This is a genomic window from Burkholderia ubonensis (genome assembly GCF_902833085.1).
GTDB lineage: Bacteria > Pseudomonadota > Gammaproteobacteria > Burkholderiales > Burkholderiaceae > Burkholderia > Burkholderia ubonensis.
Genome location: NZ_CADFEB010000010.1, coordinates 147,861 through 173,466, shown reverse-complemented (window position 1 = coordinate 173,466; position 25,606 = coordinate 147,861). Strand labels below are relative to the sequence as shown.

The following is a 25,606-nucleotide window of genomic DNA, read 5'->3' as shown; positions in this document are numbered from 1 at the left end:
GATGTGGCCTGAGCCGGCATCGACCCATTCATCCATGACAAGAAATCGCTTCGTTATGCGGCGCGTCGCTGCGACCCTGATGGTCGCCGGCATGATCGTCGCGCAGGCCGCCCACGCTCAGGTCACGCTCAACTTCGTGAACGCGGATATCGATCAGGTCGCCAAGGCGATCGGCGCCGCGACCGGCAAGACGATCATCGTCGATCCGCGCGTGAAGGGGCAGCTCAACCTCGTCGCCGAACGTCCGGTGCCGGAAGACCAGGCGCTGAAGACGCTGCAGTCCGCGCTGCGCATGCAGGGCTTCGCGCTCGTGCAGGATCACGGCGTGCTGAAGGTCGTGCCCGAGGCCGACGCCAAGCTGCAGGGCGTGCCGACCTACGTCGGCAACACGCCGCAGGCGCGCGGCGACCAGGTCGTCACGCAGGTATTCGAACTGCGTAACGAATCGGCGAACAACCTGCTGCCGGTGCTGCGGCCGCTGATCTCGCCGAACAACACGGTCACCGCGTATCCGGCCAACAACACGATCATCGTCACCGACTATGCGGACAACGTGCGCCGCATCGCGCAGATCATCGCGGGCGTCGACAGCGCCGCGGGCGCGCAGGTGGTGGTCGTGCCGCTGCGGAACGCGAACGCGATCGACCTCGCGACGCAGCTCCAGAAGATGCTCGACCCCGGCGCGATCGGCAACAGCGACGCGACACTGAAGGTGTCGGTCATCGCCGACCCGCGCACCAACTCGCTGATGCTGCGCGCGTCGAGCGCGTCGCGCCTCGCGGCCGCGAAGCGGCTCGTGCAGCAGCTCGACGCGCCCAGCGGCGTGCCCGGCAACATGCACGTGGTGCCGCTGAAGAACGCCGAAGCAGTGAAGCTCGCGAAGACGCTGCGCGGGATGCTCGGCAAGGGCGGCGGCGAAACCGGCGCGTCGGCGACGTCGAACGATGCGAACGCGTTCAACCAGGGCGGCTCGTCATCGAGCGGCAACTTCTCGACCGGCATCTCGGGCACGCCGCCGCTGCCGTCGGGCGGCATCGGCGGCTCGTCGTCGTCGTCATACGGCGGTGGCGGCGGTTCGTCGCAAGGTGGTGGCCTCGGCACCGGCGGCCTGCTCGGCGGCGACAAGGACAAGGGCGAAGAAAACCAGCCGGGCGGGATGATCCAGGCCGACGCGGCGACGAATTCGCTGATCATCACGGCGCCCGACCCGGTGTACCGGAACCTGCGCGCGGTGATCGACCAGCTCGACGCGCGGCGCGCGCAGGTCTACATCGAGGCGCTGATCGTCGAACTGAACTCGAATACGTCCGGCAACCTCGGCATTCAGTGGCAGATCGCGAACGGCCAGTTTCTCGGCGGCACGAACTTCAGCGCCCCCGGTGGTCCGCCCACCGGCAACATCCTCGGGGTGACGACCGGCAGTGCGGCGGGTATCGGCGAGTTGGCGTCCACCCTCTTGCCGGGCCTCAACGTCGGCTGGCTGCACAACATGTTCGGCGTGCAGGGCCTTGGCGCGCTGCTGAATTATTTCGCGGGCGTGAGTGATGCGAACGTGCTGTCGACGCCGAACCTCGTCACGCTCGACAACGAGGAAGCGAAGATCGTCGTCGGCCAGAACGTGCCGATTCCGACGGGCTCGTATTCGAACCTGACGAGCGGCAACACGAACAGCGCGTTCAATACGTACGACCGCCGCGACGTCGGCCTCACGCTGCATGTCAAGCCGCAGATCACCGACGGCGGCATCCTGAAGCTGCAGCTTTATACCGAGGATTCGTCGGTGGTCAACGGCACGCTGACCGCCACGACCGGCCCGACCTTCCAGAAGCGCTCGATCCAGTCGACGATTCTCGCGGACAACGGCGAGATCATCGTGCTCGGCGGCTTGATGCAGGACAACTACCAGGTGTCGAACAGCAAGGTGCCGCTGCTCGGCGACATTCCGTGGATCGGCCAGTTGTTCCGCTCGGAATCGAAGCAGCGCCAGAAAACCAACCTGATGGTGTTCCTGCGCCCCGTGATCATCAACGACCGGCAGACCGCGCAGGCGGTCTCGGCGAACCGCTACGACTATGTCCAGGGCGTGACGGGCTCGTACAAGTCGGACAACAACGTCATGCGCGACAAGGACGATCCGACCGTTCCGCCGATGCCGATCGGCCCGGCCGAAGGCGGCTCGGCACTGAACCTGTTCGACCTGACGAAGATTCGCCGTCAGCAACAGGGCCAGCAGCCCGTGCCGCAACAGCCGTCGCAACAACAACCGGCCGTCCAGCCGCAAGCCGTGCCGCAGCAGCAGATGCAGCAACAGCCGCTGACGGTACCCTCGGGAGCCTCGCAGTGAGCGACGTGCTCGCCTCCACCCACGACGGCGCGCCGGGCGAACGCCCGCCGCCGTCGCCGCTCGCCGCTCGGCTGTTGCCGTACGGCTTCGCGAAGAGCGGCCAGGTGCTGATCGCGCATCAGCACGAGGACACGCTCGAAGTGTGGATCAGCGACCGTACGAGCGACGCGGCGCTCGCGGAGATCGCGCGCAACTTCGGCTCGATCTCGGTGCTGCGCCTGCCGGCCGACGAACTCGCGCACGCGATCAACCAGGCGTACGCGCGCCAGGACGGCAGCGCCGCGCAGGTGGTCGGCGAGGTCGAGGGCGAAGTCGACCTGTCGCGGCTGATGCAGGACATCCCCGAAGTCGAGGACTTGCTCGAATCGGAAGACGACGCGCCGATCATCCGGATGATCAACGCGCTGCTCACGCAAGCGGCGCGCGAGCAGGCGTCGGACATCCACATCGAGCCGTTCGAGAATGCGTCGGTCGTGCGCTTTCGCGTCGACGGCACGCTGCGCGACGTGGTGCGGCCGAAGAAGGCGCTGCACGGCGCGCTGATCTCGCGGATCAAGATCATGGCGCAGCTCGACATCGCCGAGAAGCGCCTGCCGCAGGACGGCCGGATCACGCTGCGGGTCGGCGGCCGGCCGGTCGACGTGCGGGTGTCGACGCTGCCGACCGGGCACGGCGAGCGCGCGGTGCTGCGTCTGCTCGAGAAAGACGCGCAGCGCCTGAACCTCGAAGCGCTCGGGATGGGCCGCGACACGCTCACGCAGTTCGACAAGCTGATCGCGCGCCCGCACGGCATCGTGCTCGTCACGGGCCCGACGGGCTCGGGCAAGACGACGACGCTGTATGCGTCGATGTCGCGGCTCGAAACCGCGACGACCAACATCATGACGGTCGAGGACCCGATCGAATACGACCTGTCCGGCATCGGCCAGACGCAGGTGAACGAGCGGATCGGGATGACCTTCGCCCGCGCGCTGCGCTCGATCCTGCGGCAGGATCCGGACGTGATCATGATCGGCGAAATCCGCGACCTCGAAACCGCGCAGATCGCGGTGCAGGCGTCGCTGACGGGCCACCTCGTGCTCGCGACGCTGCACACGAACGATGCGGCGTCGGCCGTCACGCGCCTGACCGACATGGGCGTCGAGCCGTATCTGCTCGCATCGTCGCTGCTCGGCGTGCTCGCGCAGCGGCTCGTGCGGCAGCTCTGCCCGGTCTGCAAGGAAGAGCGGCATGAGGAAGGCCGCACGGTGTGGCATCCGGTCGGCTGCGACAAGTGCGGGCATTCGGGCTATGCGGGCCGGCGCGGCGTATACGAACTGCTGATCGTCGACGAGTCGATCCGCACGCTGATCCACCGCAACGCGGCCGACGCGGAGATTCTCGCGACGGGCCGCGCGCAAGGGATGCGCACGCTGCGCGACGACGCCGAGCGCTGGCTCGCGGCGGGCGCGACGTCGCTCGAGGAAGTGTTGCGCGTGACGGGAGGCGCATAGCGCGATGCCGGCATTCCGATTCGAAGCAATCGATGCGGCGGGTCATGCGCAAAAGGGCGTCGTCGAAGCCGACAGCGCGCGCGCCGCGCGCGGCCAGCTGCGCACGCAGGGGCTGACGCCGCTCGTTGTCGAGCCGGCGGCCAGCGCGACCCGCGGCGCGCGCAGCCAGCGCCTAGCGCTCGGCCGCAGGCTGTCGCAGCGCGAACAGGCCATCCTCACGCGGCAGCTCGCGAGCCTGCTGATTGCCGGGCTGCCGCTCGACGAATCGCTCGGCGTGCTGACCGAGCAGGCCGAGCGCGACTACATCCGCGAACTGATGGCCGCGATCCGCGCCGAGGTGCTGGGCGGCCATTCGCTCGCGAACGCGCTCGCGCAGCATCCGCGCGATTTCCCGGAAATCTATCGCGCGCTCGTCGCGGCGGGCGAGCACACGGGCAAGCTCGGCATCGTGCTGTCGCGTCTCGCCGACTACATCGAGCAGAGCAATGCGCTGAAGCAGAAGATCCTGCTCGCGTTCACGTACCCGGGGATCGTCACGCTGATCGCGTTCGGCATCGTCACGTTCCTGCTGAGCTATGTCGTGCCGCAGGTCGTCAACGTGTTCGCGAGCACCAAGCAGCAGCTGCCGATCCTGACGGTCGTGATGATGGCGCTGTCGGACTTCGTGCGGCACTGGTGGTGGGCGATCGTGATCGCGGTCGTGCTCGTCGTCTGGTTCGTCAGGGCGACGCTGTCGCGCGACGGGCCGCGCCTCGCGTTCGACCGCTGGCTGCTGACCGCGCCGCTCGCGGGCAAGCTGGTGCGCGGCTACAACACGGTGCGCTTCGCGAGCACGCTCGGCATTCTCACGGCGGCCGGCGTGCCGATCCTGCGCGCGCTTCAGGCGGCCGGCGAGACGCTGTCGAACCGCGCGATGCGCGCGAACATCGACGACGCGATCGTGCGCGTGCGTGAAGGCTCCGCGCTGTCGCGCGCGCTGAACAACCTGAAGACATTTCCGCCGGTGCTGGTGCACCTGATCCGTTCCGGCGAAGCGACCGGCGACGTGACGACGATGCTCGACCGCGCGGCCGAAGGCGAAGCGCGCGAGCTCGAACGCCGCACGATGTTCCTGACGAGCCTGCTCGAGCCGCTGTTGATTCTCGCGATGGGGGGCATCGTGCTCGTGATCGTGCTGGCCGTGATGCTGCCGATCATCGAGCTGAACAACATGGTGCAGTGACGGCCGTGCCGGCCGTCACCGGGCTTTCAGCGCATGTAGATCGCCGGAGACGGCGTGTTGGCGGGCAACGCGACTTCGGCACGGGCGCCGTTGCGCTCGACGATGATCGAGCGGTCGCGGACTTCGGCGAGCTTCGCGCCGGGCGCGACCTCGGCGCCGAGCGACACCGCGCGCGGCGGCTCGCCGCCGACGCCGACGATCGCGGCGGCGCCGCGCTGGAGCGCGAGGATGCCGAACAGGTGGATGTCCTGCACGGGATTCTTGTCGAGCTGGCCGCCGAACAGCGCGGCGGCATCCTCGGTGCGAATCGGGGGCCGCGCGGCGGCGGCGGGCAGCGGCGCTTCGCGAGCCGACAGCGTGACGACCCAATAGGTGGCCGTCGCGCACAACGCAGCGAAGAGTGCGAGGGAGAGTATCCGGATCGAGATCGCGTTCATGCGCGCTATTGTACGGATGTATGTGAAATTTGCGTTGAGTGAAAGCCCTCGGCGGGCCGCGCCTTACAATGCGTGCTCCGTGCCGGCGCAATCGGCGCAGCAGTCCCGCAGGGACCTGACCCGGTTGTTTCGGAAACGTCACTCAATCGACGACAATTTTTTGGAAAGAGGAAGTCAGCATGCAAACGTGGATCACTCGACGCAACGGAGCTGTTCGCCGTCAGCGCGGTTTCACGCTGATCGAGATCATGGTGGTGGTCGCGATTCTCGGGATTCTGGCGGCGCTGATCGTGCCGAAGATCATGAGCCGTCCGGACGAGGCGCGCCGCATCGCCGCGAAGCAGGACATCGGCACGATCATGCAGGCGCTCAAGCTGTACCGTCTCGACAACGGCCGCTATCCGTCGCAGGACCAGGGCCTGCAGGCGCTGATCCAGAAGCCGAGCACCGATCCGATCCCGAACAACTGGAAGGACGGCGGCTATCTCGAGCGCCTGCCGAACGATCCGTGGGGCAACGCGTACAAGTACCTGAACCCGGGCGTGCACGGCGAGATCGACGTGTTCAGCTACGGCGCCGACGGCAAGGAAGGCGGCGAATCCAACGACTCCGACATCGGATCGTGGCAGTAAACGATCGCTGACCGGCCCGACGTCTCTTTTCCGATCCCCATGCTCGCCATCCGCACGACTTCCCGCTTCGGGCGCGGCTGCCGTGTGCGCCGGGCCCCGGCGCGCGCGGGTGGCGCGCGGGCGTCGCAGCGCGGCTTCACGCTGCTCGAGATGCTCGTCGTGCTCGTGATCGCGGGCCTGCTGGTGTCGCTCGCGTCGCTGTCGCTGACGCGCAATCCGCGCACCGACCTGCGCGAGGAAGCGCAGCGGCTCGCGCTGCTGTTCGAGACGGCGGGCGACGAGGCGCAGGTGCGCGCCCGTCCGATCGCATGGCAGCCGACCGCGCGCGGCTTCCGCTTCGACATGAGGAGCGCCGACGGCTGGCGCACGCTGCGCGACGACCTGCTGCGCCCGCGCGACTGGGACGGCGGCGTGACGGGCGCCGACATCGACTATCCGGGTTCGGATACGCGCGTGGACCGCGTCGTGTTCGGCACCGAGAGCATCGACACGCCGGTGCGCGTGACGCTGCACTCGACCGTCGGCAGCGTGACGATCGTCGGCACCGGCAACGGCCGCTACGAGGTGCAGTGACGATGCATCGCCGGCCGTTCCTCTCCCCTTCCCCCGCTCCCGCGATGCGTCCCTGCACGGGACGTTCAGCGGCGCGCGGTTTCACGATGATCGAGGTGCTGGTCGCGCTGGCGATCATCGCGGTCGCGCTCGCCGCGTCGATTCGCGCGGTCGGCACGCTGGCGACCGGCTCGTCGGACCTGCATCGCCGGCTGCTGGCCAGCTGGAGCGCCGACAACGCGCTCGCGCAGTTGCGGCTCACGCATGCGTGGCCGGAGATCGGCGAGCAGAGCTTCGATTGCTCGCAGGGCAACGTGCAGCTCGTCTGCACGCAGCGCGTCAGCACGACGCCGAATCCGGTGTTCCGGCGCGTGCAGGTATCGGTGAGCGCGCCGGACAGCAAAGGCGTGCTCGCTCAGATGGTCACGGTGGTCGCGAATGAAACCAGCCGCTCGCTCTGAATCGGCGCGGCGCGTCCGCACGCGCGGCTTCACGCTGATCGAACTGATGATCGCGATCGCGATTCTCGCGGTCGTCGCCGTGCTCGCATGGCGCGGGCTCGACCAGATCATGCGCGGCCGCGACAAGGTGTCGTCGGCGATGGAGGACGAACGCATCTTCGCGCAGATGTTCGACCAGATGCGCATCGACGCGCGCCGCGCGGCGACCGACGACGAGGCCGGCCAGCCCGCGCTCGGCGTCGCCGGCAACACGCTGCAGATCGTCCGCACGTTCGACGCGCCGGGCGCCGCGCCGCGGCTGCAGGTGATCCGCTACCGGATCGCGGGTGGCCGCGTGGTGCGCTACGCGTCGCCGCCGCTCGCCGACGCGAACCGGCTGCGCGACACGCTGAAGAACCCCGACGTCGAAGGCTGGAGCTCGGTGGCGCTGATGGGCGGGGTCGGCGCGATCGACGCGAAGCTCTACGTGCCGCGCGTCGGCTGGACCACGAACGTGCAGACGGCCGACGACGCGCTCGCGCAGAACAACGATGCGATCAAGGTGCCGCAGCTCGGCAACGCGCCGCCGCCGCGCGCGGTGACGGGCCTGCAGGTCAGCATCGGCGCGACGTCGCTGCGCGTGCCGGTGACCCGTATCTTCCTCGTCGGGGAATGACGATGCGCGCCCCTGCCCCGCTTCCGTTCCTCCGGCCCCCCCGTCCCATGCGCCGGCAACGCGGCGCCGCGATCATCACCGCGCTGCTCGTCGTCGCGCTGTCGGCGATCCTCGTATCGGGGATGCTGTGGCGCGAGCAGGTGCAGATCCGCCGCATCGAGAACCAGCGCCTGATCGCGCAGGCGCAGTGGGTCGCGCGCGGCGGGCTCGACTGGACGCGGATGATCCTGCGCTCGGAAGGCGACACGGCGCCGGGCATCACGTATCTCGGCGGCATCTGGGGCGTGCCGATCGCGAAGACGAAGCTGTCGGACTTCATGGGCAAGATCGGCGTGGGCGGCGGCGGCGATGGCGGCGAAGACACCTATCTGTCCGGCGCGATCGAGGACGCGCAGGCGAAGTTCAACCTGCGCAACCTCGTGTCGACGCCCGCGCCCGGCGTGCTGCAACTCAACGCCGCGCAGCTCCAGGCGTTCCAGCGCCTCTTGACGACGCTCGGCTACGACGGCGCGTTCGCGAAGCGCATCGCGCTGCAGGTGCGCGCGGGCCTGAAGCACTCGGCGTCGCGCTTCCAGATGGCGACGCTGCCCGGCGCGGCGGGCGCGCCCTTGCCGGAGGCAGGCACCGGCACGCAGGGCACGACCTTCACCGACGAGCCCGGCCTCGCCGACAGCGATCGCGGGCCGGCGCCGCTCATCATGACGAGCGTCGACAGCCTGCTCGACGTCGACGGCGTCACGCCGGAAATGGTCGAACGGCTGCGCCCGTTCGTCACCGTGCTGCCGACCACGACGCCCGTGAACATGAACACCGCGCCCGCCGAGGTGATCGCGGCGCTGGTGCCGGGGATGAGCGTGGCGTCGGCGCAGGCGCTCGTGTCGCGCCGCGAGACCGTGTTCTTCCGCAACGTCGGCGACGTTCAGCTCGCGCTGCGCGGCGCCGGCGCGCCGCCGAACGTGACGATCGATTCGACGCTGATCGACGTCAATTCGAACTATTTCATCGTGCATGGCCGGATCCAGCACGATCGCGCCGAGGTCGACCGCACCTCGCTCGTGTATCGTGATCCGACCACGCACTCGACGCGGGTCGTGCGCATCCGCGACCAGCTATAACGACGCCATTCGGGAGAGGAGCCCTTGAGCACGCTGATTGTTTTACTGCCGCCGCGCGAGCCCGCCGTGCCGTTGCAGGAATGGCAATGGCCCGAGCTGCCGTTCATGCTCGTCGACAAGGCCGGCCAGACGCAGCGGGCCGGCCGCGCCGCGCTCGCGCTGCTGCCGCGCGCGGCCGCGACGGTGCTGGTCGTCGCCGCGCGCGACGTGCTGCTGCTGGCCGCGACGGTGCCGCCGCTCAAGGGGCCGAAGCTGCGCCAGGCGCTGCCCAACATCGTCGAGGACCAGCTGATCCAGGACCCGCAGGGCTGCCACGTCGCGGTCGATCCGGCCGCGCTGCCCGACGGGCGCCGCGTGCTCGCGGTCGTCGATCGCGCGTGGTTCCGCGCGATCTGCGACGCGTTTACCGCGGCCGGCCACCGGCATCTGCGCGCGGTGCCCGCGACGCGCTGCCTGCCGTTGCCGCTCGCGGCGGCCGTGGCCGTTACCGATCCGGCGCCGGCGGCCGACGAGGCCGTCGCCGAAGCCGGGGCTGACGCCGCCCCGCCGCCGCGCCCGACCGCGGTCGCCGCGGTGCTGGGCGTCGCGGCGTCGGTCGAGCCGGTGCTCGTCGAAGCGGGCGCGCAGCCGGACGCATCCGGCTCGCCGCGGCTCGAGCTGGCGGTCGCGCGCGGCGCGCTGGGCGAAGGCTTCGCTGCGCCCGCGCAGCGCGCGTCCGGCACGCTCGCCGCGCTCGCGGGCGACGCCCCGGTCGAGCTGTACGAGCTCGGCGAGCCGGGCGCGGAACCGCAGCTCGCGTCGGTCAAGCGCACGGACGTCGAGCCATTGCTGCCGGGCGCGGCGCCGCTGCCGTTCGACACGTTCGCGCGCCGCGCGCTGGCCGAGCGTTTCGATCTGTGCCAGTTCGAATTCGAGTCGCAGCCGTGGCGCTTCGACCGCGCAACGCTCAAGCGGCTGCGGGTTCCGGTCGCGCTCGTCGCGGCGACGCTCGGCGTCGCGGTGATCGGGATGAACGCGCACTGGTGGAAGCTGTCGCGCGAGCGCGATGCGCTGTCCGCGCAGATCACCGAGACGCTGCTGTCCGCGTTCCCGAAAACCACGACGGTGCTCGATCCGGCCGCGCAGATGCAGCGCCAGCTCGACCAGCTGCGCCTCGCGGCGGGCGAGCTGTCGCCGAACGATTTCCTCGCGCTCGCGAGCGGGCTGTCGCGCTCGATGGGCGCGCTGCCGATGAACGGCATCGCGTCGCTCGATTATCACGACCGGCGGCTCGACGTCGGCTTCAAGCAGGGCGTGACGGTCGATCCCGACTTCACGCAGCGCCTCGCGCGCAACGGGCTGGCCGGCGAAGTCGACAGCAGCACGGGCAAATGGACGATCCGGAGCCGGTCATGAAGGCTGAACTGAACCAGACGCTCACGCAATTCTGGGGTGAGCGCACCCCGCGGGAAAAGAACCTGCTCGGCTGGGGCGGCGCCGTGCTGGCGGTCGCGATCGCCTATTCGGTGCTGTGGTCGCCCGCGCAGGAAGGCCGCGCGCGGATCATGCGCGCGCTGCCGGCGATGCGCGCCGAGCTCGCGAAGATGACCGCGCAGGCGAACGAGGCGCGCTCGCTCACGGCGGCCGCGCAGGGCGTCGCGCCGACCGGCGCCGCGCTGAAGGACGCGCTGACGGCGTCGCTGTCCGACCACGGGATGCCCGGCGGGCAGATCCAGGTGGTCGGCAACGGCGTGCAGATCCAGCTGAAGAACGCGTCGTTCCCGGTGTGGACCCAATGGCTCGACGACGCGCGCAAGCAGTTCAAGGTGCAGGTCGGCGAGGCGCACGTCACCGCGCTGAAGGACGACGGCCAGGTCGACCTGACGGCCGTGATGCAGCCGTCGACGCAGAAATGATGCAGAAACGACGCAATGGATGATGCAAGCGGCGGCCGGCCGATCAGGCCGTGGTCGAGACGGCTTTGGGCCGCGTTGCCGTGGCTCGCGGCGGGCGGACTCGCAACCGCCGTCACGCTGGTCGCGCTCGCGCCGGCCGCGTGGATCGCGCCGCAATTCGCGCGCGCGACGGGCGGCCACGTGAACCTCGTCGATCCGGACGGTTCGCTGTGGCACGGCTCGGGGACACTGATGCTCGCGCCGGGCGCCGACCGCAGCGCGGCGACGCTGCTGCCGGGGCGGGTCGAGTGGACGACGGGCTTCTGGCCGCTCCTGACCGGGCGCGTGCAGATGCGGATGCGGCAGACCGAGGCGATGCCCGAGGCGGTCACGCTCGACGCGACGTGGCGCGGCGCGGTGCTGTCCGCGGGCGGGATGGCGGTGCCGGCGTCGCTGCTGGCGGGGCTCGGCACGCCGTTCAACACGCTCGACCTGCAGGGCGACGTGCGGGTCGGCTGGAGCGACTGGCGGCTGATCGGCAGCAACACGTTCGGCCAGCTGACGGTGACGATCGACGACATGAGCTCGCGCGTGTCGCGCGTGAAGCCGCTCGGCTCGTACCGTGCGGTGCTGCAGGCAAAGGGTTCGGGCGCGGATCTCGACCTGGCTACGACGAAAGGCCCGCTGTTTCTCGACGGGCACGGCGCATTCGGGCCCGGCAGCGGGTCGTTCCGCGGCACCGCGCATGCGGCGCCCGAGCAGCTGGCGAACCTCGCGGGCCTGCTGAACCTGCTCGGCCATCCGGTCGGCGACGGCTCGGTGTCGCTGATCTACGGCGACGCGGCGCGCTGACGCGCGCGCCGCGCGCATTTCACGTCACTTCTGCGCAACCGGCACGGCCGCCGCGCCGCTGGCCGGCGCAGGCGCGGCCACGCCGCCCGTCTCGCGCGCGATCTGCGACACGTCCCAGCCGCCGCCGAGCGCCTTCACGAGCCCGACCGACGACACCATCCGCTGCCCCGTGATCGTCGCGAGCTTCTGGTGCGCGCTGAACGCGGTCGTCTGCGCGGTCAGCACGTTCAGGTAGTCGACCGTGCCGGCTTTGTACTGGTTCGTCACGATCGCGAGTGCATGTTCGGCGCTGTCCACCGCCTGCCGCTGCACGTCGATTTCCTGCGCGAGGATGCGCTGCGACGCCAGGTTGTCCTCGACGTCCTGGAACGCGGTGAGGACCGACAGCCGGTACGCGGCGACGTCCTGGTCGTAGGTCGCGCGCGCGGCTTCCGTCTGCGCGGCGCGCAGGCCCGCATCGAACAGCGTCGCCGCGAGCTGCGGGCCGACCGTCCAGAAGCGCGCCGGCAGCGTGAACAGGTTCGACCACACCGAACTCTGCACGCCGCCCTGCGCCGACAGCGTGAGCGTCGGGAAGAACGCCGAGATCGCGACGCCGATCTGCTCGTTGGCCGCGGCCGCGCGGCGTTCGGCCGCCGCGATGTCGGGCCGCCGCTCGAGCAGCGCCGACGGCACGCCGACCGGCGTGACGGGCGGCTCGGCAGCGAGCGGCAGCGGCGGCAGCGAGAACGTCGACGCCGGTTCGCCGATCAGCGTCGCGATCGCGTGCTCGTACTGCGCGCGCGCGACGCCGTTGTCGATCGCGGCCGCCTGCGCGCTCTGCAGCTGCGTTTGCGCCTGGATCACGTCCGCGCGCGCGGCGACGCCCTGCGCGTACCGGTTCTGCGTGAGCTGCAGCGAGCGCGCGTACGACGCGACGGTGTCGTCGAGCAGCTTCTGCAGCGCGTCGGCGGTGCGCAGCTGGAAGTAGGTCTGCGCGAGCGTCGCCTGCTGCGACAGCCGCGCGTTCGCCAGATCGGCGGCGGCCGCCGCTTCGCCCGCGCGCTGCGCGCCGACCGTGCGGCTTACCTTGCCCCACAGGTCGGGCTCCCACGACGCGTCGAGGCCGACGCTGTAGCTGTTGCCGATCGATCCGGAGCTGCCGCCGCCGAAGCTCGACGACGAGCCGGACGACAGCGACGCGCGCGGCGTGCGGGAGCGCGAGCCCGACGCGGTGAGCCCGACGGTCGGGAAATACGCGGCGCGCGCCTCGGCGACGAGCGCACGCGCCTGCCGGTACGCGGCCGCCGATTGCGCGATGGTCTGGTTCGACGCGTTCAGCTTGTCGATCAGCGCGTCGAGCTGCGGGTCGCCGTAGACGCTCCACCATGCGCCGCGGTCGGCGCCGTCGGCCGGCTGCGCGACCTTCCAGCCGGCGGGCGCTTCCTTGAACGCGGCGGGCATCGGCGTATCGGGGCGATGATAGTCGGGCCCGACGGCGCAGCCGGCGAGCAGCACGGCGGTCGCGAAGGCGACGGCGGCGGCAAACGGGCGGCGGGCGCGCGGGGATGGGACGTACGGCATGCGTGTGATTCCTGTCTGGGCGCGGCCCGGGGCATGGGCACGCGATGCGGCCGGCAGGCCGCAGGCGGACAAATGGTAACTGACGGCGGGGAAGCTGCGCAGCCGTTAGGGTAAGGCGCGCGGCGGCGGGAATGTGTTACCGGCGCGGCAGGCCGGTTTACCGGGCATTACGGATCGCTTGCGGCGGATGGCGCACACGGGCGCGCCGCTCGCCGGCAGGCGCCGGCCGGTCAGTCAGTGGCAGCGTGCGGGCTCGATGGCGGCCGTGCGCCATGACGACGGCTCCGTGGCCGCCGCCTTGCGTTCGCCATTGCGCGCCCCCTTCGCGTTGCGCTGCCGGCGATGATCGAACCAGGCGAACCCGAGCGCCGCGAGCGAGCCGCCCGGCAACACCAGCATCGCGACGTACAGCGCGAGCTTCCAGCCGCGGTGCGGCCCGGAGAACACATGGTGAGCGGTATCGGTCAGGTTGCGGCGCAGCGCGCCGACGGCATTTTTCAGGAACAGCATCGCGAACATCCTCGGGGTGCCCGCGGCGCGGGCAAGGCAGGTCAGAACATCGTCTCCGGCAGTGCAGGTCGCACGTCGTAACTGGTTGCCTGAAATAATATTGACTAAGCAATTAATTTTCAAGATACTGGTCGCGTTTTTCCGACAAGGCACTATTGCTGCCCGCGCAATCGAGAATGAACGGCGGTCTCTACGATCCCGACGGCATCGAGCTGGAATCGAGCCTCGGCTACTACCTGACGAAGGCGCGTCAGGCGCTCATCGAGCGGATGGACCGCGCGCTGGAGCCGCTCGACCTGACCGCGCAGCAGGTCGGCGTGATCCTGCTGCTGTCGCGCGGATACGTGCGCACGCCGTTCGAGCTGTCGCGCAAGATGGCGTATGACAGCGGCTCGATGACGCGGATGCTCGACCGGCTCGAGCGCAAGGGCTTCATCGCGCGCTCGCGCAGCGAGCAGGACCGCCGCGTGATCGAGCTGACGCTGACCGAACGCGGCGCCGACGCCGCCCGCGCGCTGCCGTCGCTGATCGCGACCGCGCTGAACGCGCAGCTCGCCGGCTTCTCGGCCGACGAGCTCGCGACGCTCACGGGCCTGTTGCAGCGCTTCATCGCGAACAGCCCCGGCATCCCCGGGTGCGATTCGTCCGGCGAGCCGGACTGCTGAAGCTGCGCGAGGCGTCGACATTTTGGTTAAGCGTTCACTTATTTATCTGTCTGGGCAGAAGATGACGCGTCATACGCTCCGCTCCATGTACTTCCCGTCGTTCTCGGCCGTGCACGCCCGACGTGCGCTTTGCGCGCGCCGCGCATAGGAGATTCCGATGTCCGCCACCACGGCCTCCGCGGCCTCGCCCGCGTCCCCCGCCGCCGAACCGGCGCCGCTGTCCGGCGGCGCCCTCGCGCTGCTCACCGTCGGGCTCGCGCTCGGCACCTTCATGGAAGTGCTCGACACGTCGATCGCGAACGTCGCGGTGCCGACGATCTCGGGCAGCCTCGGCGTCGCGACGAGCGAAGGCACGTGGGTGATCTCGTCGTATTCGGTCGCGTCCGCGATCGCGGTGCCGCTCACCGGCTGGCTCGCGCGGCGGGTCGGCGAGGTGCGCCTCTTCACGCTGTCGGTGCTCGCGTTCACGGTCGCGTCCGCGCTGTGCGGCCTCGCGAACAACTTCGAGACGCTGATCGCGTTCCGGCTGCTGCAGGGCCTCGTGTCGGGGCCGATGGTGCCGCTGTCGCAGACGATCCTGATGCGCAGCTACCCGCCCGCGAAGCGCGGGCTCGCGCTCGGGCTATGGGCGATGACGGTGATCGTCGCGCCGATCTTCGGCCCGCTATTGGGCGGCTGGATCAGCGACAACTACACGTGGCCGTGGATCTTCTACATCAACCTGCCGATCGGCATCTTTTCGGCGACCTGCGCGTACTTCCTGCTGCGCGGCCGCGAGACGAAGACGACCAGGCAGCGGATCGACGCGGTGGGCCTCGCGCTGCTCGTGATCGGCGTATCGTGCCTGCAGATGATGCTCGACCTCGGCAAGGACCGCGACTGGTTCAACTCGACGTTCATCGTCGCGCTCGCGCTGATCGCGGTCGTGTCGCTCGCGTTCATGCTCGTGTGGGAGGCGACCGAGAAGGAGCCGGTGGTCGACCTCACGCTCTTCAAGGACCGCAACTTCGCGCTCGGCGCGCTGATCATCTCGTTCGGCTTCATGGCGTTCTTCGGCTCGGTCGTGATCTTCCCGCTGTGGCTGCAGACGGTGATGGGCTACACGGCCGGCAAGGCCGGCCTCGCGACCGCGCCGGTCGGGCTGCTCGCGCTCGTGCTGTCGCCGCTGATCGGGCGCAACATGCACCGGCTCGACCTGCGGATGGTCGCGAGCTTCGCGTTCATCGTGTTCGCCGGGGTGTCGATCTGGAACTCGACGTTCACGCTCGACGTGCCGTTCAACCACGTGATCCTGCCGCGGCTCGTGCAGGGGATCGGCGTCGCGTGCTTCTTCGTGCCGATGACGACGATCACGCTGTCGAGCGTTCCCGACGAGCGGCTCGCGAGCGCGTCGGGGCTGTCGAACTTCCTGCGCACGCTGTCCGGCGCGATCGGCACCGCGGCCAGCTCGACGTTCTGGGAGAACGACGCGATCTACCACCATGCGCGGCTGTCGGAATCGGTGAGCGTCTACGCGCAGAGCACGACCGACTACCAGGGCGCGCTCGCGCAGCTCGGCATCGCGGGCCAGATGTCGAACGCGCAGATCAACCAGATCGTCACGCAGCAAGGCTTCATGATGGCGACCAACGACTTCTTCCACCTGTCGGCGATCGTGTTCGTCGCGCTCGCGGCGCTCGTGTGGATCACCAAGCCGAGGAAGGGCGCGGGGCCGGCGATGGGGCATTGATGTCGGCGTGATCGGGCGTGGCGCTGCCTGGCCGTTGTGTCGCGAACGGACCGGCGTTGCTCACGTCGATCAATTAAACTGCGCTGTCATGACACGTGAACCTCGCTACTTGGCTTATTGGTGGGCGCGATGCGGACCTATGACATGCATGATGCGGAGACGAACTTGTCGAAGCCGTCCATGCTGGTGAACCGTTCGTGATTGCGAAAGCCGGCAAACCACTTGTCAAGGTCGTGCCGATCGAAACGCCGAAACCTGAGTCGTCGAGCCGGATCGGCTTCATGAAGGGGCAGATCCGTATCCCGGACGATTTCGACTCGAAGGGCGCCGACGAAATCCGGAAGCTGTTCCACAGCAACGCGTGAAGCTGCTGCTCGCACACACCTGATCCCTTAGGCGGCGGGGGCGCGGCCGAATTGCTGAACATCGCCAGTACGCTCAACTCCATCACCGCGCCCGCAACCCGCCAAACGCGAGATCGTCGCCCGGCGCGCCCGGCAGCGTCGCGCGCGCGACCTCGAGCCACGCGCGCGCCGCGTGCGACAGATAGCCCTTTTTCAGCCAGCCGAGCGCGATCGCCCAGGTGATCTCCGGCTCGACGATCGGCCGGCACGTGAACTGGTCGGGATCGAGCCGACGGCAGTATGGCTCCGGCAGGAGCGCGATGCCGACCCCCGCGTGCACGAGCGCGGCCATGAAATCCCAGTGCCCGCTGCGGCTCACGATCGACGGCGTGAAGCCGACCTGCCGGCACGCGTCGAGCACCGCATCGTGCAGCGCGAGGCTTTCCGCATAGAACACGAACGATTCGCGCGCGAGGTCCGCGAGCGGCACCGCCGGGTGCTCCTCCCAGCGCGACTCGCGCGGCGCGACGAGCCACAGCGGCGCGCGCACCATCGGCAGCCGGTCGAATACCTCCGGGTCGACCGGCTCCAGCAGCCCGCCCAGCTCCAGCTCGCCCGCCACCAGCGCGGCCTCGATCATCCGCGCGCCCTGCTCGAACAGCTTCAGCTCGATGTTCGGGTAGCGCTGCTTGTATGCGGCGATGATCGGCGTGAACAGCGACCCGCCGAGCGGCGGGATGCCGATCGACAGCTCGCCGCGGCCGAGCGTGCCGAGATCGTTCAGCTCCGACTGCAGCTGTGCCTGCGCGGCGAGCACGTCCTGCCCGCGCTGGAACACGATCCGCCCGGCATCGGTGAGCACCATCTGCCGGCCGTCGCGCAGCAGCAGCGGCGAGCCGATCTCGTCCTCGAGCGCCTTCACCATCTTGCTGATGGTCGGCTGGGTCACGAACAGCTTGTCGGCCGCCGCGGTGAAGCTCTGCTGGCGAACCACCTCGACGAAGTACCGCAGCGCGCGCAATTCCATCGATCACTCCCCAGATTGGTGCAGCTGAATTCAAGCGAATTCCGAATTGGAATGACAAGGATAGAGACAAGTCATTTTATTTATGGTTAGGGGAAACCCTATACTTGCTCCATTGACAGAAACATCTGTAGGGAGCCCGCCATGAACAAGCCGACCGCCACTGCCGCCGCCCGCCCTGCCGCTTCGGGCAGCCTCGCGCACACGGGCCGGATCGTGCTGCAGGCCGCCGCGCTCGGCGTGCTGTGGATGGCGGTCGACTGGGCCGTGCGCAAGGTCGGGCTGCCGATTCCGTCCGGCGTGATCGGCCTCGCGGTGCTTCTCGTGCTGCTGTTCTCGGGCCGCGTCGCGCCGGCGTGGGTGAAGGACGGCGCGAACTGGCTGCTATCTGACATGCTGCTGTTCTTCGTGCCGGCCGCCGTCGCGGCCGTGCAGTACGGCGGGCTGTTCCGCGAGGACGGCTGGCGCATCGCGCTGGTGATGCTCGCCGGCACCGCGTTCGTGATGGTCGCGGTGGCCGTCGCGGTCGATCTCGCCGCGAAGCTCGAACGCCGGCTCGCCGCACAGCGCGTATTCGCCGAACGCCGCCGCGCGCGCCTGAGCGCCATCGCCCACTGAGCCGGAGCCTTCCATGCTCGCCGCGCTATCGAACCTGCCCGCCGACCGGGTGAATACCGCGATCTCCGTCGGCTGCTTCGTGCTGACGATCGTGCTGTATTTCGCGTCGAAGCGGCTCTATGCGTACAAGAAGACGCTGCTGTTCTCGCCGCTCGTGTTCGTGCCGGGCGTGCTGGTGCTGCTCGTGCTGCTGACCGGCATCCCGTATTCGGTCTATTTCCGCGACACGCGCTGGCTGATGTGGCTGCTCGGCCCGGCGACGATCGCCTTCGCGGTGCCGATCTACGACTATCGTGACCTGATCCGCCGCCACTGGCTGTCGCTGTCGGTCGGCGTCGCGGTCGGGATCGGCGCGGGCGTATGCGGGTCGCTGCTGCTCGCGAAGCTGCTGCACCTGTCGCCGGAGCTGCAGCGCTCGCTGATGACCCGCTCGGTGTCGACGCCGTTCGCGCTGGCCGTCTCCGACAAGATCCATGCGCCGAAGGACCTGACCGCGCTGTTCGTGATCGCGACCGGCATCTGCGGGATGCTGCTCGGCGAGATCGTGCTCGCGCTCGTGCCGATGCGCACGCGGCTCGCGCGCGGCGCGCTGTTCGGCGCGGCCGCGCACGGCGTCGGTACCGCGAAGGCGCGCGAGATCGGCAGCGAGGAAGGCGTCGTGTCGAGCCTGACGATGATGATCGCGGGCGTCGCGATGGTGCTGCTCGCGCCGCTGCTGACGCTGCTGCCGATCTGACGGCGGCGGCCGGGCACGCCGGCGCGGCCGCCCGGCCGATCGCGGCTGCCGGCGTTCGCCCGGCCTTTTGCCGTTGCCCGCCCTCCGGCCGCCCGTCGCTGCGCCCCTCGCCGCCCCGCCCGCCCGACAATCGCCTGAGATAACCGCAAATCCCCCCTCTTTTCCGCCCATCGGCTTCGGGCCGGATGCCGAACAATGCATGCTACGAGTCACCACGCACGCATTCACATGGCCTCCACGACTGCAAATCCGCCCGCCGACAAGCCGGCTTCGTCCGGCAAGCTCAAGCGCATCGCGCTGTTCGCCGTCATCGCGCTCGGCGCCGCGGCCGCCGCCGCGGGCGGCATGTACGTGTTCCTGAGCAAGCAGGGCGTCAGCCATGCGAGCGGCCCCGTCGAACCGCCGCCGCTCGCCGCGCCGGTGTTCTTCCCGCTCGACCCGCTCACCGTGAACCTGCAGTCGGAAGACGGCATCCAGCACTACCTGCGCGTCGGGCTGTCGCTGAAGATCACCGACGCGAAGGCGCAGGAGCAGCTGACCGCGCGCATGCCGGAGATCCGCAGCCGCATCCTGCTCGCGCTGAGCAACAAGCACCCGGAGGAGCTCGCGACGCCCGACGGCAAGCGCGCGCTCGCCGGCGAGCTGAAGGGGCTGATCGAGCAGCCGACGCAGCCGGGCAACCAGCACGCGAAGGTCGACGACGTGCTGTTCACCGAGTTCGTCGTCCAGTAACTCGCCGACAAAGGAACGCAGATGGGCCACTCGGAGTTCATGTCCCAGGAGGAGGTCGATGCACTCCTCAAGGGCGTCACGGGCGAAGCCGACGCGGATGACGAAAAGCGCGACGCAGCCGGCATCCGCCCCTACAACATCGCGACGCAGGAGCGGATCGTCCGCGGCCGGATGCCCGGCCTCGAGATCATCAACGACCGCTTCGCGCGTCTGTTGCGCATCGGCATCTTCAACTTCATGCGGCGCACGGCGGAAATCTCCGTCAGCCAGGTGAAGGTGCAGAAGTACAGCGAGTTCACCCGCAACCTGCCGATCCCGACGAACCTGAACCTCGTGCACGTGAAGCCGCTGCGCGGCACGTCGCTGTTCGTGTTCGACCCGAACCTCGTGTTCTTCGTCGTCGACAACCTGTTCGGCGGCGACGGGCGCTTCCACACGCGCGTCGAGGGCCGCGACTTCACCGCGACCGAGCAGCGCATCATCGGCAAGCTGCTGAACCTCGTGTTCGAGCACTACACGACCGCGTGGAAGAGCGTGCGGCCGCTGCAGTTCGAATACGTGCGCTCGGAAATGCATACGCAGTTCGCGAACGTCGCGACGCCGAACGAGATCGTGATCGTCACGCAGTTCTCGATCGAGTTCGGGCCGACGGGCGGCACGCTGCACATCTGCATGCCGTATTCGATGGTCGAGCCGATTCGCGACGTGCTCGCGTCGCCGATCCAGGGCGAGGCGCTCGAAGTCGACCGCCGCTGGGTGCGCGTGCTGTCGCAGCAGGTGCAGACGGCCGAGGTCGAGGTGACCGCGAATCTCGCCGAGATCCCGGTGACCTTCGAGCAGATCCTCAACCTGCGCGCGGGCGACGTGCTGCCGCTCGCGATCGAGGACACGATCACCGCGAAGGTCGACGGCGTGCCGGTCATGGAATGCGGTTACGGGATTTTCAATGGTCAATATGCGTTGCGCGTGCAGAAGATGATCAGCGCGAACGACACGATGAGGGAAGGTGGATATGAGTGAGCTGAATCAGACGGACGACCTCGACCCGCAGGCGCTGGCTGACGCCGCACTCGCGGAGACGGCTCCCGCGGCCGCGACCGCGGCTGCCGCCGACGCCGATGACGAGCAGGGGCTGGACGACTGGGCGGCCGCGCTCGCCGAGCAGAACGAGCAGCCGGCGGTCCAGCCGGGCGCGACGGGCGCCGGCGTGTTCCAGCCGCTGTCGAAGGCCGCGTCGACGTCGACGCACAACGACATCGACATGATCCTCGACATCCCGGTCAAGATGACCGTGGAGCTCGGCCGCACGAAGATCGCGATCCGCAACCTGCTGCAGCTCGCGCAGGGCTCGGTCGTCGAGCTCGACGGCCTCGCCGGCGAGCCGATGGACGTGCTGGTCAACGGCTGCCTGATCGCGCAGGGCGAAGTGGTGGTCGTGAACGACAAGTTCGGCATCCGCCTGACCGACATCATCACGCCGTCCGAGCGCATCCGGAAACTGAATCGATGAGATTCGCGCCGTCCGGCCGCCGTCTGGTTGCGTTGGCCGCGCTCGCCGCCGGCGCGCTCGTCGCCCGGGCGGCCGCGGCCGCCGACCTGAACGCGGTGAACCATGCGGACGCGATCGCGTCGAGCGTGGTGGTCGGCTCGGCCGCGCCGTCGCTCGGCGTCGGCGCGGTGCTGCAGACGCTCGTCGGGCTCGCGGTCGTGATCGGCCTCGTGTTCGGCTGCGCATGGCTCGCGCGCCGCTTCGGCTTCCAGCCGGCGCGGCGCGGCGGCCCGCTGAAGGTCGTGTCGAGCGTCGCGGTCGGCGCGAAGGAAAGCGCGACGATCGTCGAGATCGGCGATACGTGGCTGGTGCTCGGCGTCGCGCCCGGCAACGTCCGGCTGCTGCACACGCTGCCGGCCGGCTCCGCGCACGCCGGTGCGGCCGTCGCGGCCGATGCGCCGCCGGCCTCCGCGCCCGCTGCCGGCGACGGCCTGCCCGGCACGTTCGGCCAGCGCTTTCGCGATGCGCTCGCGGGCGAAGCCGCGAAACGTTTCGGGCGCGGCAAGGACCGCTGAGATGCGCTCGCGCGCCCTTCCACTCACCGCATTCCGATGAAACACGTCTTCCTGCGCCGCGCGGCGCGCATCGCGCCCGCCCTGATCCTCGGCCTTGCCCCCGCGCTCGCATGCGCGCAGGCGGCGGGCCTGCCCGCCTTCAACGCGGCCCCCGGCCCGAACGGCGGCACGACCTACTCGCTGAGCGTGCAGACGATGCTGCTGCTCACGATGCTGTCGTTCCTGCCGGCGATGCTGCTGATGATGACGAGCTTCACGCGCATCATCATCGTGCTGTCGCTGCTGCGGCAGGCGCTCGGCACGTCGTCGACGCCGCCCAACCAGGTGCTGGTCGGCCTCGCGATGTTCCTCACCTTCTTCGTGATGTCGCCGGTGCTCGACCGCGCGTACAACGACGGCTACAAGCCGTTCTCCGACGGCAGCGTGCCGATGGAGCAGGCGGTGCAGCGCGGCGTCGCGCCGTTCAAGGGCTTCATGCTGAAGCAGACCCGCGAGACCGATCTCGCGCTGTTCGCGAAGATCTCGAAGGCCGCGCCGATGCAGGGCCCGGAGGACGTGCCGCTGTCGCTGCTGGTGCCCGCGTTCGTCACCAGCGAGCTGAAGACGGGCTTCCAGATCGGCTTCACGATCTTCATCCCGTTCCTGATCATCGACATGGTCGTCGCGAGCGTGCTGATGTCGATGGGGATGATGATGGTGTCGCCGTCCACCGTGTCGCTGCCGTTCAAGCTGATGCTGTTCGTCGTCGTCGACGGCTGGCAGCTGCTGCTCGGCTCGCTCGCGCAGAGCTTCACCTGAAACGCTCCGGAGAGCATGCGATGACGCCCGAACAAGTGATGACGCTCGCGCACCACGCGATGGTGGTCGGCCTGCTGGTCTCCGCGCCGCTGCTGCTCGTCGCGCTCGCGGTCGGCCTGCTCGTGAGCCTGTTCCAGGCCGCGACGCAGATCAACGAATCGACGCTGTCGTTCATCCCGAAGCTGCTCGCGGTGCTGGCCACGCTCGTGATCGCCGGCCCGTGGATGATGACGACCGTGCTCGACTACCTGCGGCAGACCCTGCTGCACGTCGCGACGCTCGGCGCGGGCTGAGCGGCGCACGCCTAGCGGCTCCGGGCTCCGGCGATGTTCTCGGTCACCTACGCGCAGCTCAACGCGTGGCTCACGGCGTTCCTGTGGCCGTTCGTGCGGATGCTCGCGCTCGTCGCGGTCGCGCCGGTGACCGGCCACGCGTCGGTGCCGGGACGCGTGAAGATCGGCGTCGCGGCATTCATGGCGCTGGTGGTCGCGCCGACGCTCGGGCCGCTGCCGGCCGTCACCGTGTTTTCCGCGCAGGGCATCTGGATCGTCGTCACGCAGTTCCTGATCGGCGTGGCGATGGGCTTCACAATGCAGATCGTGTTCGCCGCCGCGCAGGCCGCCGGCGACGCGATCGGCCTGTCGATGGGCCTCGGCTTCGCGACCTTCTTCGATCCGCACGCGAGCGGTGCGACGCCGGTGATGGGCCGCTTCCTGAACGCGGTCGCGATCCTCGCGTTCCTCGCGTTCGACGGCCACCTGCAGGTGCTCGCGGCGCTCGCCGCGTCGTTCCAGGCGCTGCCGGTGTCGGCCGAACTGCTGCACGCGCCCGGCTGGCGCACGCTCGCCGCGTTCGGCGCGACGGTGTTCCAGATGGGGCTGCTGCTCGCGCTGCCGGTGGTCGCGGCGCTCTTGATCGCCAACCTCGCGCTCGGCATCCTGAACCGCGCGGCGCCGCAGGTCGGGATCTTCCAGGTCGGCTTTCCGGTCACGATGCTGGTCGGCCTGCTGCTCGTGCAGCTGATGGTGCCGAACATGGTGCCGTTCTTCGGGCACTTGTTCGATATGGGGCTGGATGCGATGGGGCGGGTGCTGGTGGGATGGCGGTAAAAGGGCATTCGCACCGGACGCATGGCCGTCGTACTTCGAAGGTAGACGAGAATCGCGCCGCGCATCGGCTGCTGACGACGACGTGAAATCTCGTCACGCTGCTCGCTGCGCCGGCAATCGCCGGCGTGCAATGGGAAGACGACAGTTTCACGCTCTCGTGCGAGATTCGCTACGCGCCGGATAATCAGCCGGCTCAGCCGCCAACACTTGGCGACCAGCTGGACGAGCAATTCGGCATTCCGCCCGACGCCCCTCGCGTCATCACCGCCGGCACCTTGACCCTCACGCTCGACCGCGCGGGCCGCTTGTGTTCGCTCGATTTCTACACCAACGTCGATCACTGGCAAACAGTCGATACGTTGCCGCCCGTCCCGGTCTCGCCACATACGCCGAGCTTCGGCGCCGCATTGGGCGCGCTCGCACGCATCGCGGCCGGACGGCTTGCCGCGCTGACGGCGCTGTTTCTGGACGAATTACGATTGTGGAGACCCGCCTGTACTCACTAAATTGATCTGCCGGCACCGAGGAACGGCCGGCAGAATCTTTTCGAGCGAATCACAGAGGGAAAAAAACATGATCAAGCAACTTACCGTGGTTTCGACGGCTATTGTGGCGCTGACGTTCGTGCCGCTCACCGCGCACGCATACGACGGCACCGTGACCATCACGGGTTCGCTGAACGGTGCGACCTGCGACGTCGAAGTCAACGGCGCCAAGGAAAACGGCACGGTGCAGCTGCCGAGCGTGAGCGCGAGTTCGCTCTCGTCGAAAGGCGCGACGATCGGTGCGACGAACTTCACGATCGCGGTAAAGAACTGCACAAACGCGACCGGCAGGTCGGTGCGCGCATTCTTCGAGGCCGGTCCTAACGTGAATACCGCGGACGGCACGCTGACCAACCGGGCGACCAACAATGCGGCTACGAACGTGTCCGTGCAGCTGCTCGGCATGGACGGAAGTGCGCTGAAAACGGGTGACGTCAGCCAGCGCAACGGCGGCTCGGTGCCGCTCGTGAACAACGCCGCGACGATGACCTACGGCGCGCAGTACTACGCGCAGGGCACGGCGACCGCTGGCAGCGTCAACACGTCGGTCACCTACTCGATCGACTACCTCTGATTCGCGCGCAGGCGTGACAGGCGGCGCCCCTTGCGTGCCCGCTCGTTGCGGCGATGTCCGTCGGCGGCATGACGCATGCCGCCGGCATGATCGTGCCGCGGGAAGCGCCGCGCGTCGGCGCTCCCTGTCAATCGCTCCACGAATGATGGCCCCGATCCTCTTGTCCCTCTTCCGCCGTTTATCGTCGTGCGCCTGCATCTTGCTCGCGTGCGTCGCGCAGCAGGCCGCGGCAACCGTCATCGTTTCCGGCACCCGCGTGGTCTACCCGGCGGGCGACCGCGAGGTCACCGTCAAGGCCGACAACAACGGCACGCAGCCCGCGCTCGTGCAGGCCTGGCTCGACGACGGCGACGTTCATTCGCGTCCCGGCACCGCAAAGGTGCCGTTCGTGCTGATGCCGCCCGTGTTCCGGATCGACCCGGGCAAAGGGCAGACCGTCCGGATCGTCTATACCGGCGAGCCGCTTCCGCAGGACCGGGAATCGGTGTTCTGGCTGAACGTCCTGGACGTTCCGCCGCGCGTCGAGGAAACCAGTTCGACGACCGCATTGCAGTTGGCGTTCCGCTCGCGGATCAAGCTGTTCTTCCGGCCGGTCGGGCTCGACGCGGATGGCGCCGTCGCCGCGGCGAAGCAGCTGAAGTGGTCGCTCGCGGCCGCGCCGGACGGCAAGGGCTATGCGTTGCGCGCGACGAACCCGTCGCCTTTCAACGTCATCGTGCTGTCGGCGCGCATCGCGCATGGCGGCCGCACGTTCGAGCTCGTCGACGGCGCGATGGTGGCGCCGCGGCAGTCGCACGTATTCCGTCTGGATGCGCCGCTGCCGGCGCTCCCGCCCGGCACGAAGCTCGACTATTCGACCATCAACGACTTCGGCACCGGCGCGCCGTGGGAATCGACGGTCGACGACACCCGCTAGAAGCGCCTGTTCACGCCAGGCCGCGGGACCGCGGCCCGACAG

The 25,606-nt window shown here is 69.1% G+C and carries 29 protein-coding genes and 1 pseudogene; 26 read left to right on the top strand and 4 right to left on the bottom strand.

Features of this window, described 5'->3' with window-relative positions:
- The first annotated feature begins 34 nt into the window (after nucleotides 1-34).
- From gspD to gspF, 3 genes are read left to right on the top strand one after another with little or no spacing between them, the layout of a single operon-like run.
- Nucleotides 35-2,344, top strand: coding sequence for a type II secretion system secretin GspD (gene gspD / locus HWX31_RS27105; RefSeq protein WP_174960628.1), 2,310 nt, complete (start codon nucleotides 35-37; stop codon nucleotides 2,342-2,344).
- Nucleotides 2,345-2,349: 5 nt separating this feature from the next.
- Entirely contained in the window at nucleotides 2,350-3,837 is a 1,488-nt protein-coding gene (gene gspE, locus HWX31_RS27100) for a type II secretion system ATPase GspE (RefSeq protein WP_415493186.1), read from the top strand.
- Between the two features lie 4 nt (nucleotides 3,838-3,841).
- Nucleotides 3,842-5,059: a type II secretion system inner membrane protein GspF gene (gene gspF, locus HWX31_RS27095; RefSeq protein ID WP_174960632.1), complete on the top strand. Its 1,218-nt coding sequence runs from the start codon at nucleotides 3,842-3,844 to the stop codon at nucleotides 5,057-5,059.
- 26 nt (nucleotides 5,060-5,085) lie between these two features.
- Here gspF and HWX31_RS27090 read toward each other — a convergent pair whose 3' ends face one another.
- Nucleotides 5,086-5,496 carry a general secretion pathway protein GspC gene (locus tag HWX31_RS27090; protein ID WP_010090231.1) on the bottom strand — a complete coding sequence of 137 codons (411 nt, stop codon included), beginning with the start codon at nucleotides 5,494-5,496 and terminating at the stop codon, nucleotides 5,086-5,088.
- A 179-nt stretch (nucleotides 5,497-5,675) separates the two neighbouring features.
- On the opposite strand from HWX31_RS27090, the gene gspG reads away from it, so the two are divergent.
- From gspG to gspN, 8 genes are read left to right on the top strand one after another with little or no spacing between them, the layout of a single operon-like run.
- Nucleotides 5,676-6,128, top strand: a complete 453-nt coding sequence (gene gspG / locus HWX31_RS27085; RefSeq protein WP_042586675.1) for a type II secretion system major pseudopilin GspG — start codon at nucleotides 5,676-5,678, stop codon at nucleotides 6,126-6,128.
- A gap of 39 nt (nucleotides 6,129-6,167) precedes the next feature.
- Nucleotides 6,168-6,701 carry a GspH/FimT family pseudopilin gene (locus HWX31_RS27080; protein ID WP_174960635.1) on the top strand — a complete coding sequence of 178 codons (534 nt, stop codon included), beginning with the start codon at nucleotides 6,168-6,170 and terminating at the stop codon, nucleotides 6,699-6,701.
- A gap of 44 nt (nucleotides 6,702-6,745) precedes the next feature.
- Nucleotides 6,746-7,141 (top strand): type II secretion system minor pseudopilin GspI, encoded by a 396-nt coding sequence (gene gspI, locus HWX31_RS27075; protein WP_059609488.1) that lies wholly within the window; start codon nucleotides 6,746-6,748, stop codon nucleotides 7,139-7,141.
- Nucleotides 7,119-7,796, top strand: coding sequence for a PulJ/GspJ family protein (locus HWX31_RS27070; protein WP_174960637.1), 678 nt, complete (start codon nucleotides 7,119-7,121; stop codon nucleotides 7,794-7,796). The genes gspI and HWX31_RS27070 overlap by 23 nt, the downstream gene beginning before the upstream one ends.
- On the top strand, nucleotides 7,793-8,911 hold the full coding sequence (gspK, locus tag HWX31_RS27065; RefSeq protein WP_088500942.1) for a type II secretion system minor pseudopilin GspK: 1,119 nt from the start codon (nucleotides 7,793-7,795) through the stop codon (nucleotides 8,909-8,911). The genes HWX31_RS27070 and gspK overlap by 4 nt, the downstream gene beginning before the upstream one ends.
- Nucleotides 8,912-8,935: 24 nt before the next feature.
- Complete coding sequence (gene gspL / locus HWX31_RS27060; protein ID WP_175933985.1) at nucleotides 8,936-10,306, top strand: type II secretion system protein GspL; 1,371 nt, start codon at nucleotides 8,936-8,938, stop codon at nucleotides 10,304-10,306.
- Complete coding sequence (gene gspM, locus HWX31_RS27055; RefSeq protein WP_174961752.1) at nucleotides 10,303-10,806, top strand: type II secretion system protein GspM; 504 nt, start codon at nucleotides 10,303-10,305, stop codon at nucleotides 10,804-10,806. Before gspL ends, gspM begins: the two co-directional genes overlap by 4 nt.
- A gap of 15 nt (nucleotides 10,807-10,821) precedes the next feature.
- The gene (gene gspN, locus HWX31_RS27050; RefSeq protein ID WP_415493184.1) at nucleotides 10,822-11,637 is read left to right on the top strand and encodes a type II secretion system protein N; all 816 of its coding nucleotides are present in this window, start codon (nucleotides 10,822-10,824) and stop codon (nucleotides 11,635-11,637) included.
- A 24-nt stretch (nucleotides 11,638-11,661) separates the two neighbouring features.
- On the opposite strand, the gene HWX31_RS27045 is transcribed toward gspN, so the two are convergent.
- Both HWX31_RS27045 and HWX31_RS27040 read right to left on the bottom strand, forming a co-directional pair.
- The gene (locus HWX31_RS27045) at nucleotides 11,662-13,200 is read right to left on the bottom strand and encodes an efflux transporter outer membrane subunit (RefSeq protein WP_174961754.1); all 1,539 of its coding nucleotides are present in this window, start codon (nucleotides 13,198-13,200) and stop codon (nucleotides 11,662-11,664) included.
- Nucleotides 13,201-13,434: 234 nt separating this feature from the next.
- Entirely contained in the window at nucleotides 13,435-13,719 is a 285-nt protein-coding gene (locus HWX31_RS27040) for a multidrug ABC transporter ATPase (RefSeq protein WP_174961929.1), read from the bottom strand.
- Between the two features lie 167 nt (nucleotides 13,720-13,886).
- On the opposite strand from HWX31_RS27040, the gene HWX31_RS27035 reads away from it, so the two are divergent.
- The 3 genes and pseudogenes from HWX31_RS27035 (at nucleotide 13,887) to HWX31_RS27025 (ending at nucleotide 16,469) form a co-directional block, all read left to right on the top strand.
- Nucleotides 13,887-14,375, top strand: coding sequence for a MarR family winged helix-turn-helix transcriptional regulator (locus HWX31_RS27035; protein ID WP_174961756.1), 489 nt, complete (start codon nucleotides 13,887-13,889; stop codon nucleotides 14,373-14,375).
- A gap of 157 nt (nucleotides 14,376-14,532) precedes the next feature.
- Nucleotides 14,533-16,104, top strand: a complete 1,572-nt coding sequence (locus tag HWX31_RS27030; protein WP_059614652.1) for a DHA2 family efflux MFS transporter permease subunit — start codon at nucleotides 14,533-14,535, stop codon at nucleotides 16,102-16,104.
- Nucleotides 16,105-16,233: 129 nt separating this feature from the next.
- Nucleotides 16,234-16,469: pseudogene (locus tag HWX31_RS27025) on the top strand (type II toxin-antitoxin system Phd/YefM family antitoxin).
- Nucleotides 16,470-16,551: 82 nt separating this feature from the next.
- Here HWX31_RS27025 and HWX31_RS27020 read toward each other — a convergent pair.
- A complete protein-coding gene (locus HWX31_RS27020; protein WP_059757704.1) occupies nucleotides 16,552-17,475 on the bottom strand; it encodes a LysR family transcriptional regulator in 924 nt (307 codons plus the stop codon).
- 141 nt (nucleotides 17,476-17,616) lie between these two features.
- Here HWX31_RS27020 and HWX31_RS27015 point away from each other — a divergent pair, with 141 nt between their 5' ends.
- From HWX31_RS27015 to HWX31_RS26960, 12 genes are all read left to right on the top strand, one after another.
- Nucleotides 17,617-18,090: a CidA/LrgA family protein gene (locus tag HWX31_RS27015; protein ID WP_006491291.1), complete on the top strand. Its 474-nt coding sequence runs from the start codon at nucleotides 17,617-17,619 to the stop codon at nucleotides 18,088-18,090.
- A 13-nt stretch (nucleotides 18,091-18,103) separates the two neighbouring features.
- Complete coding sequence (locus HWX31_RS27010) at nucleotides 18,104-18,826, top strand: LrgB family protein (RefSeq protein ID WP_059725241.1); 723 nt, start codon at nucleotides 18,104-18,106, stop codon at nucleotides 18,824-18,826.
- A 195-nt stretch (nucleotides 18,827-19,021) separates the two neighbouring features.
- Entirely contained in the window at nucleotides 19,022-19,558 is a 537-nt protein-coding gene (gene fliL / locus HWX31_RS27005; RefSeq protein ID WP_042586664.1) for a flagellar basal body-associated protein FliL, read from the top strand.
- Nucleotides 19,559-19,579: 21 nt separating this feature from the next.
- Nucleotides 19,580-20,578 (top strand): flagellar motor switch protein FliM, encoded by a 999-nt coding sequence (gene fliM, locus HWX31_RS27000; protein ID WP_174961758.1) that lies wholly within the window; start codon nucleotides 19,580-19,582, stop codon nucleotides 20,576-20,578.
- Entirely contained in the window at nucleotides 20,571-21,068 is a 498-nt protein-coding gene (gene fliN / locus HWX31_RS26995; protein ID WP_174961760.1) for a flagellar motor switch protein FliN, read from the top strand. Before fliM ends, fliN begins: the two co-directional genes overlap by 8 nt.
- Nucleotides 21,065-21,622 carry a flagellar biosynthetic protein FliO gene (gene fliO, locus HWX31_RS26990; protein WP_174961762.1) on the top strand — a complete coding sequence of 186 codons (558 nt, stop codon included), beginning with the start codon at nucleotides 21,065-21,067 and terminating at the stop codon, nucleotides 21,620-21,622. Before fliN ends, fliO begins: the two co-directional genes overlap by 4 nt.
- Nucleotides 21,623-21,658: 36 nt before the next feature.
- Nucleotides 21,659-22,420, top strand: a complete 762-nt coding sequence (gene fliP, locus HWX31_RS26985) for a flagellar type III secretion system pore protein FliP (protein WP_010090256.1) — start codon at nucleotides 21,659-21,661, stop codon at nucleotides 22,418-22,420.
- 20 nt (nucleotides 22,421-22,440) lie between these two features.
- The gene (gene fliQ, locus HWX31_RS26980) at nucleotides 22,441-22,713 is read left to right on the top strand and encodes a flagellar biosynthesis protein FliQ (protein ID WP_010090257.1); all 273 of its coding nucleotides are present in this window, start codon (nucleotides 22,441-22,443) and stop codon (nucleotides 22,711-22,713) included.
- A gap of 33 nt (nucleotides 22,714-22,746) precedes the next feature.
- Complete coding sequence (fliR, locus tag HWX31_RS26975; protein WP_174961764.1) at nucleotides 22,747-23,529, top strand: flagellar biosynthetic protein FliR; 783 nt, start codon at nucleotides 22,747-22,749, stop codon at nucleotides 23,527-23,529.
- Between the two features lie 125 nt (nucleotides 23,530-23,654).
- A complete protein-coding gene (locus HWX31_RS26970) occupies nucleotides 23,655-24,035 on the top strand; it encodes a hypothetical protein (RefSeq protein WP_174961766.1) in 381 nt (126 codons plus the stop codon).
- Between the two features lie 67 nt (nucleotides 24,036-24,102).
- Entirely contained in the window at nucleotides 24,103-24,648 is a 546-nt protein-coding gene (locus HWX31_RS26965) for a fimbrial protein (RefSeq protein ID WP_174961768.1), read from the top strand.
- A 199-nt stretch (nucleotides 24,649-24,847) separates the two neighbouring features.
- On the top strand, nucleotides 24,848-25,564 hold the full coding sequence (locus HWX31_RS26960) for a fimbria/pilus periplasmic chaperone (protein WP_244143857.1): 717 nt from the start codon (nucleotides 24,848-24,850) through the stop codon (nucleotides 25,562-25,564).
- Nucleotides 25,565-25,606 lie beyond the last annotated feature (42 nt).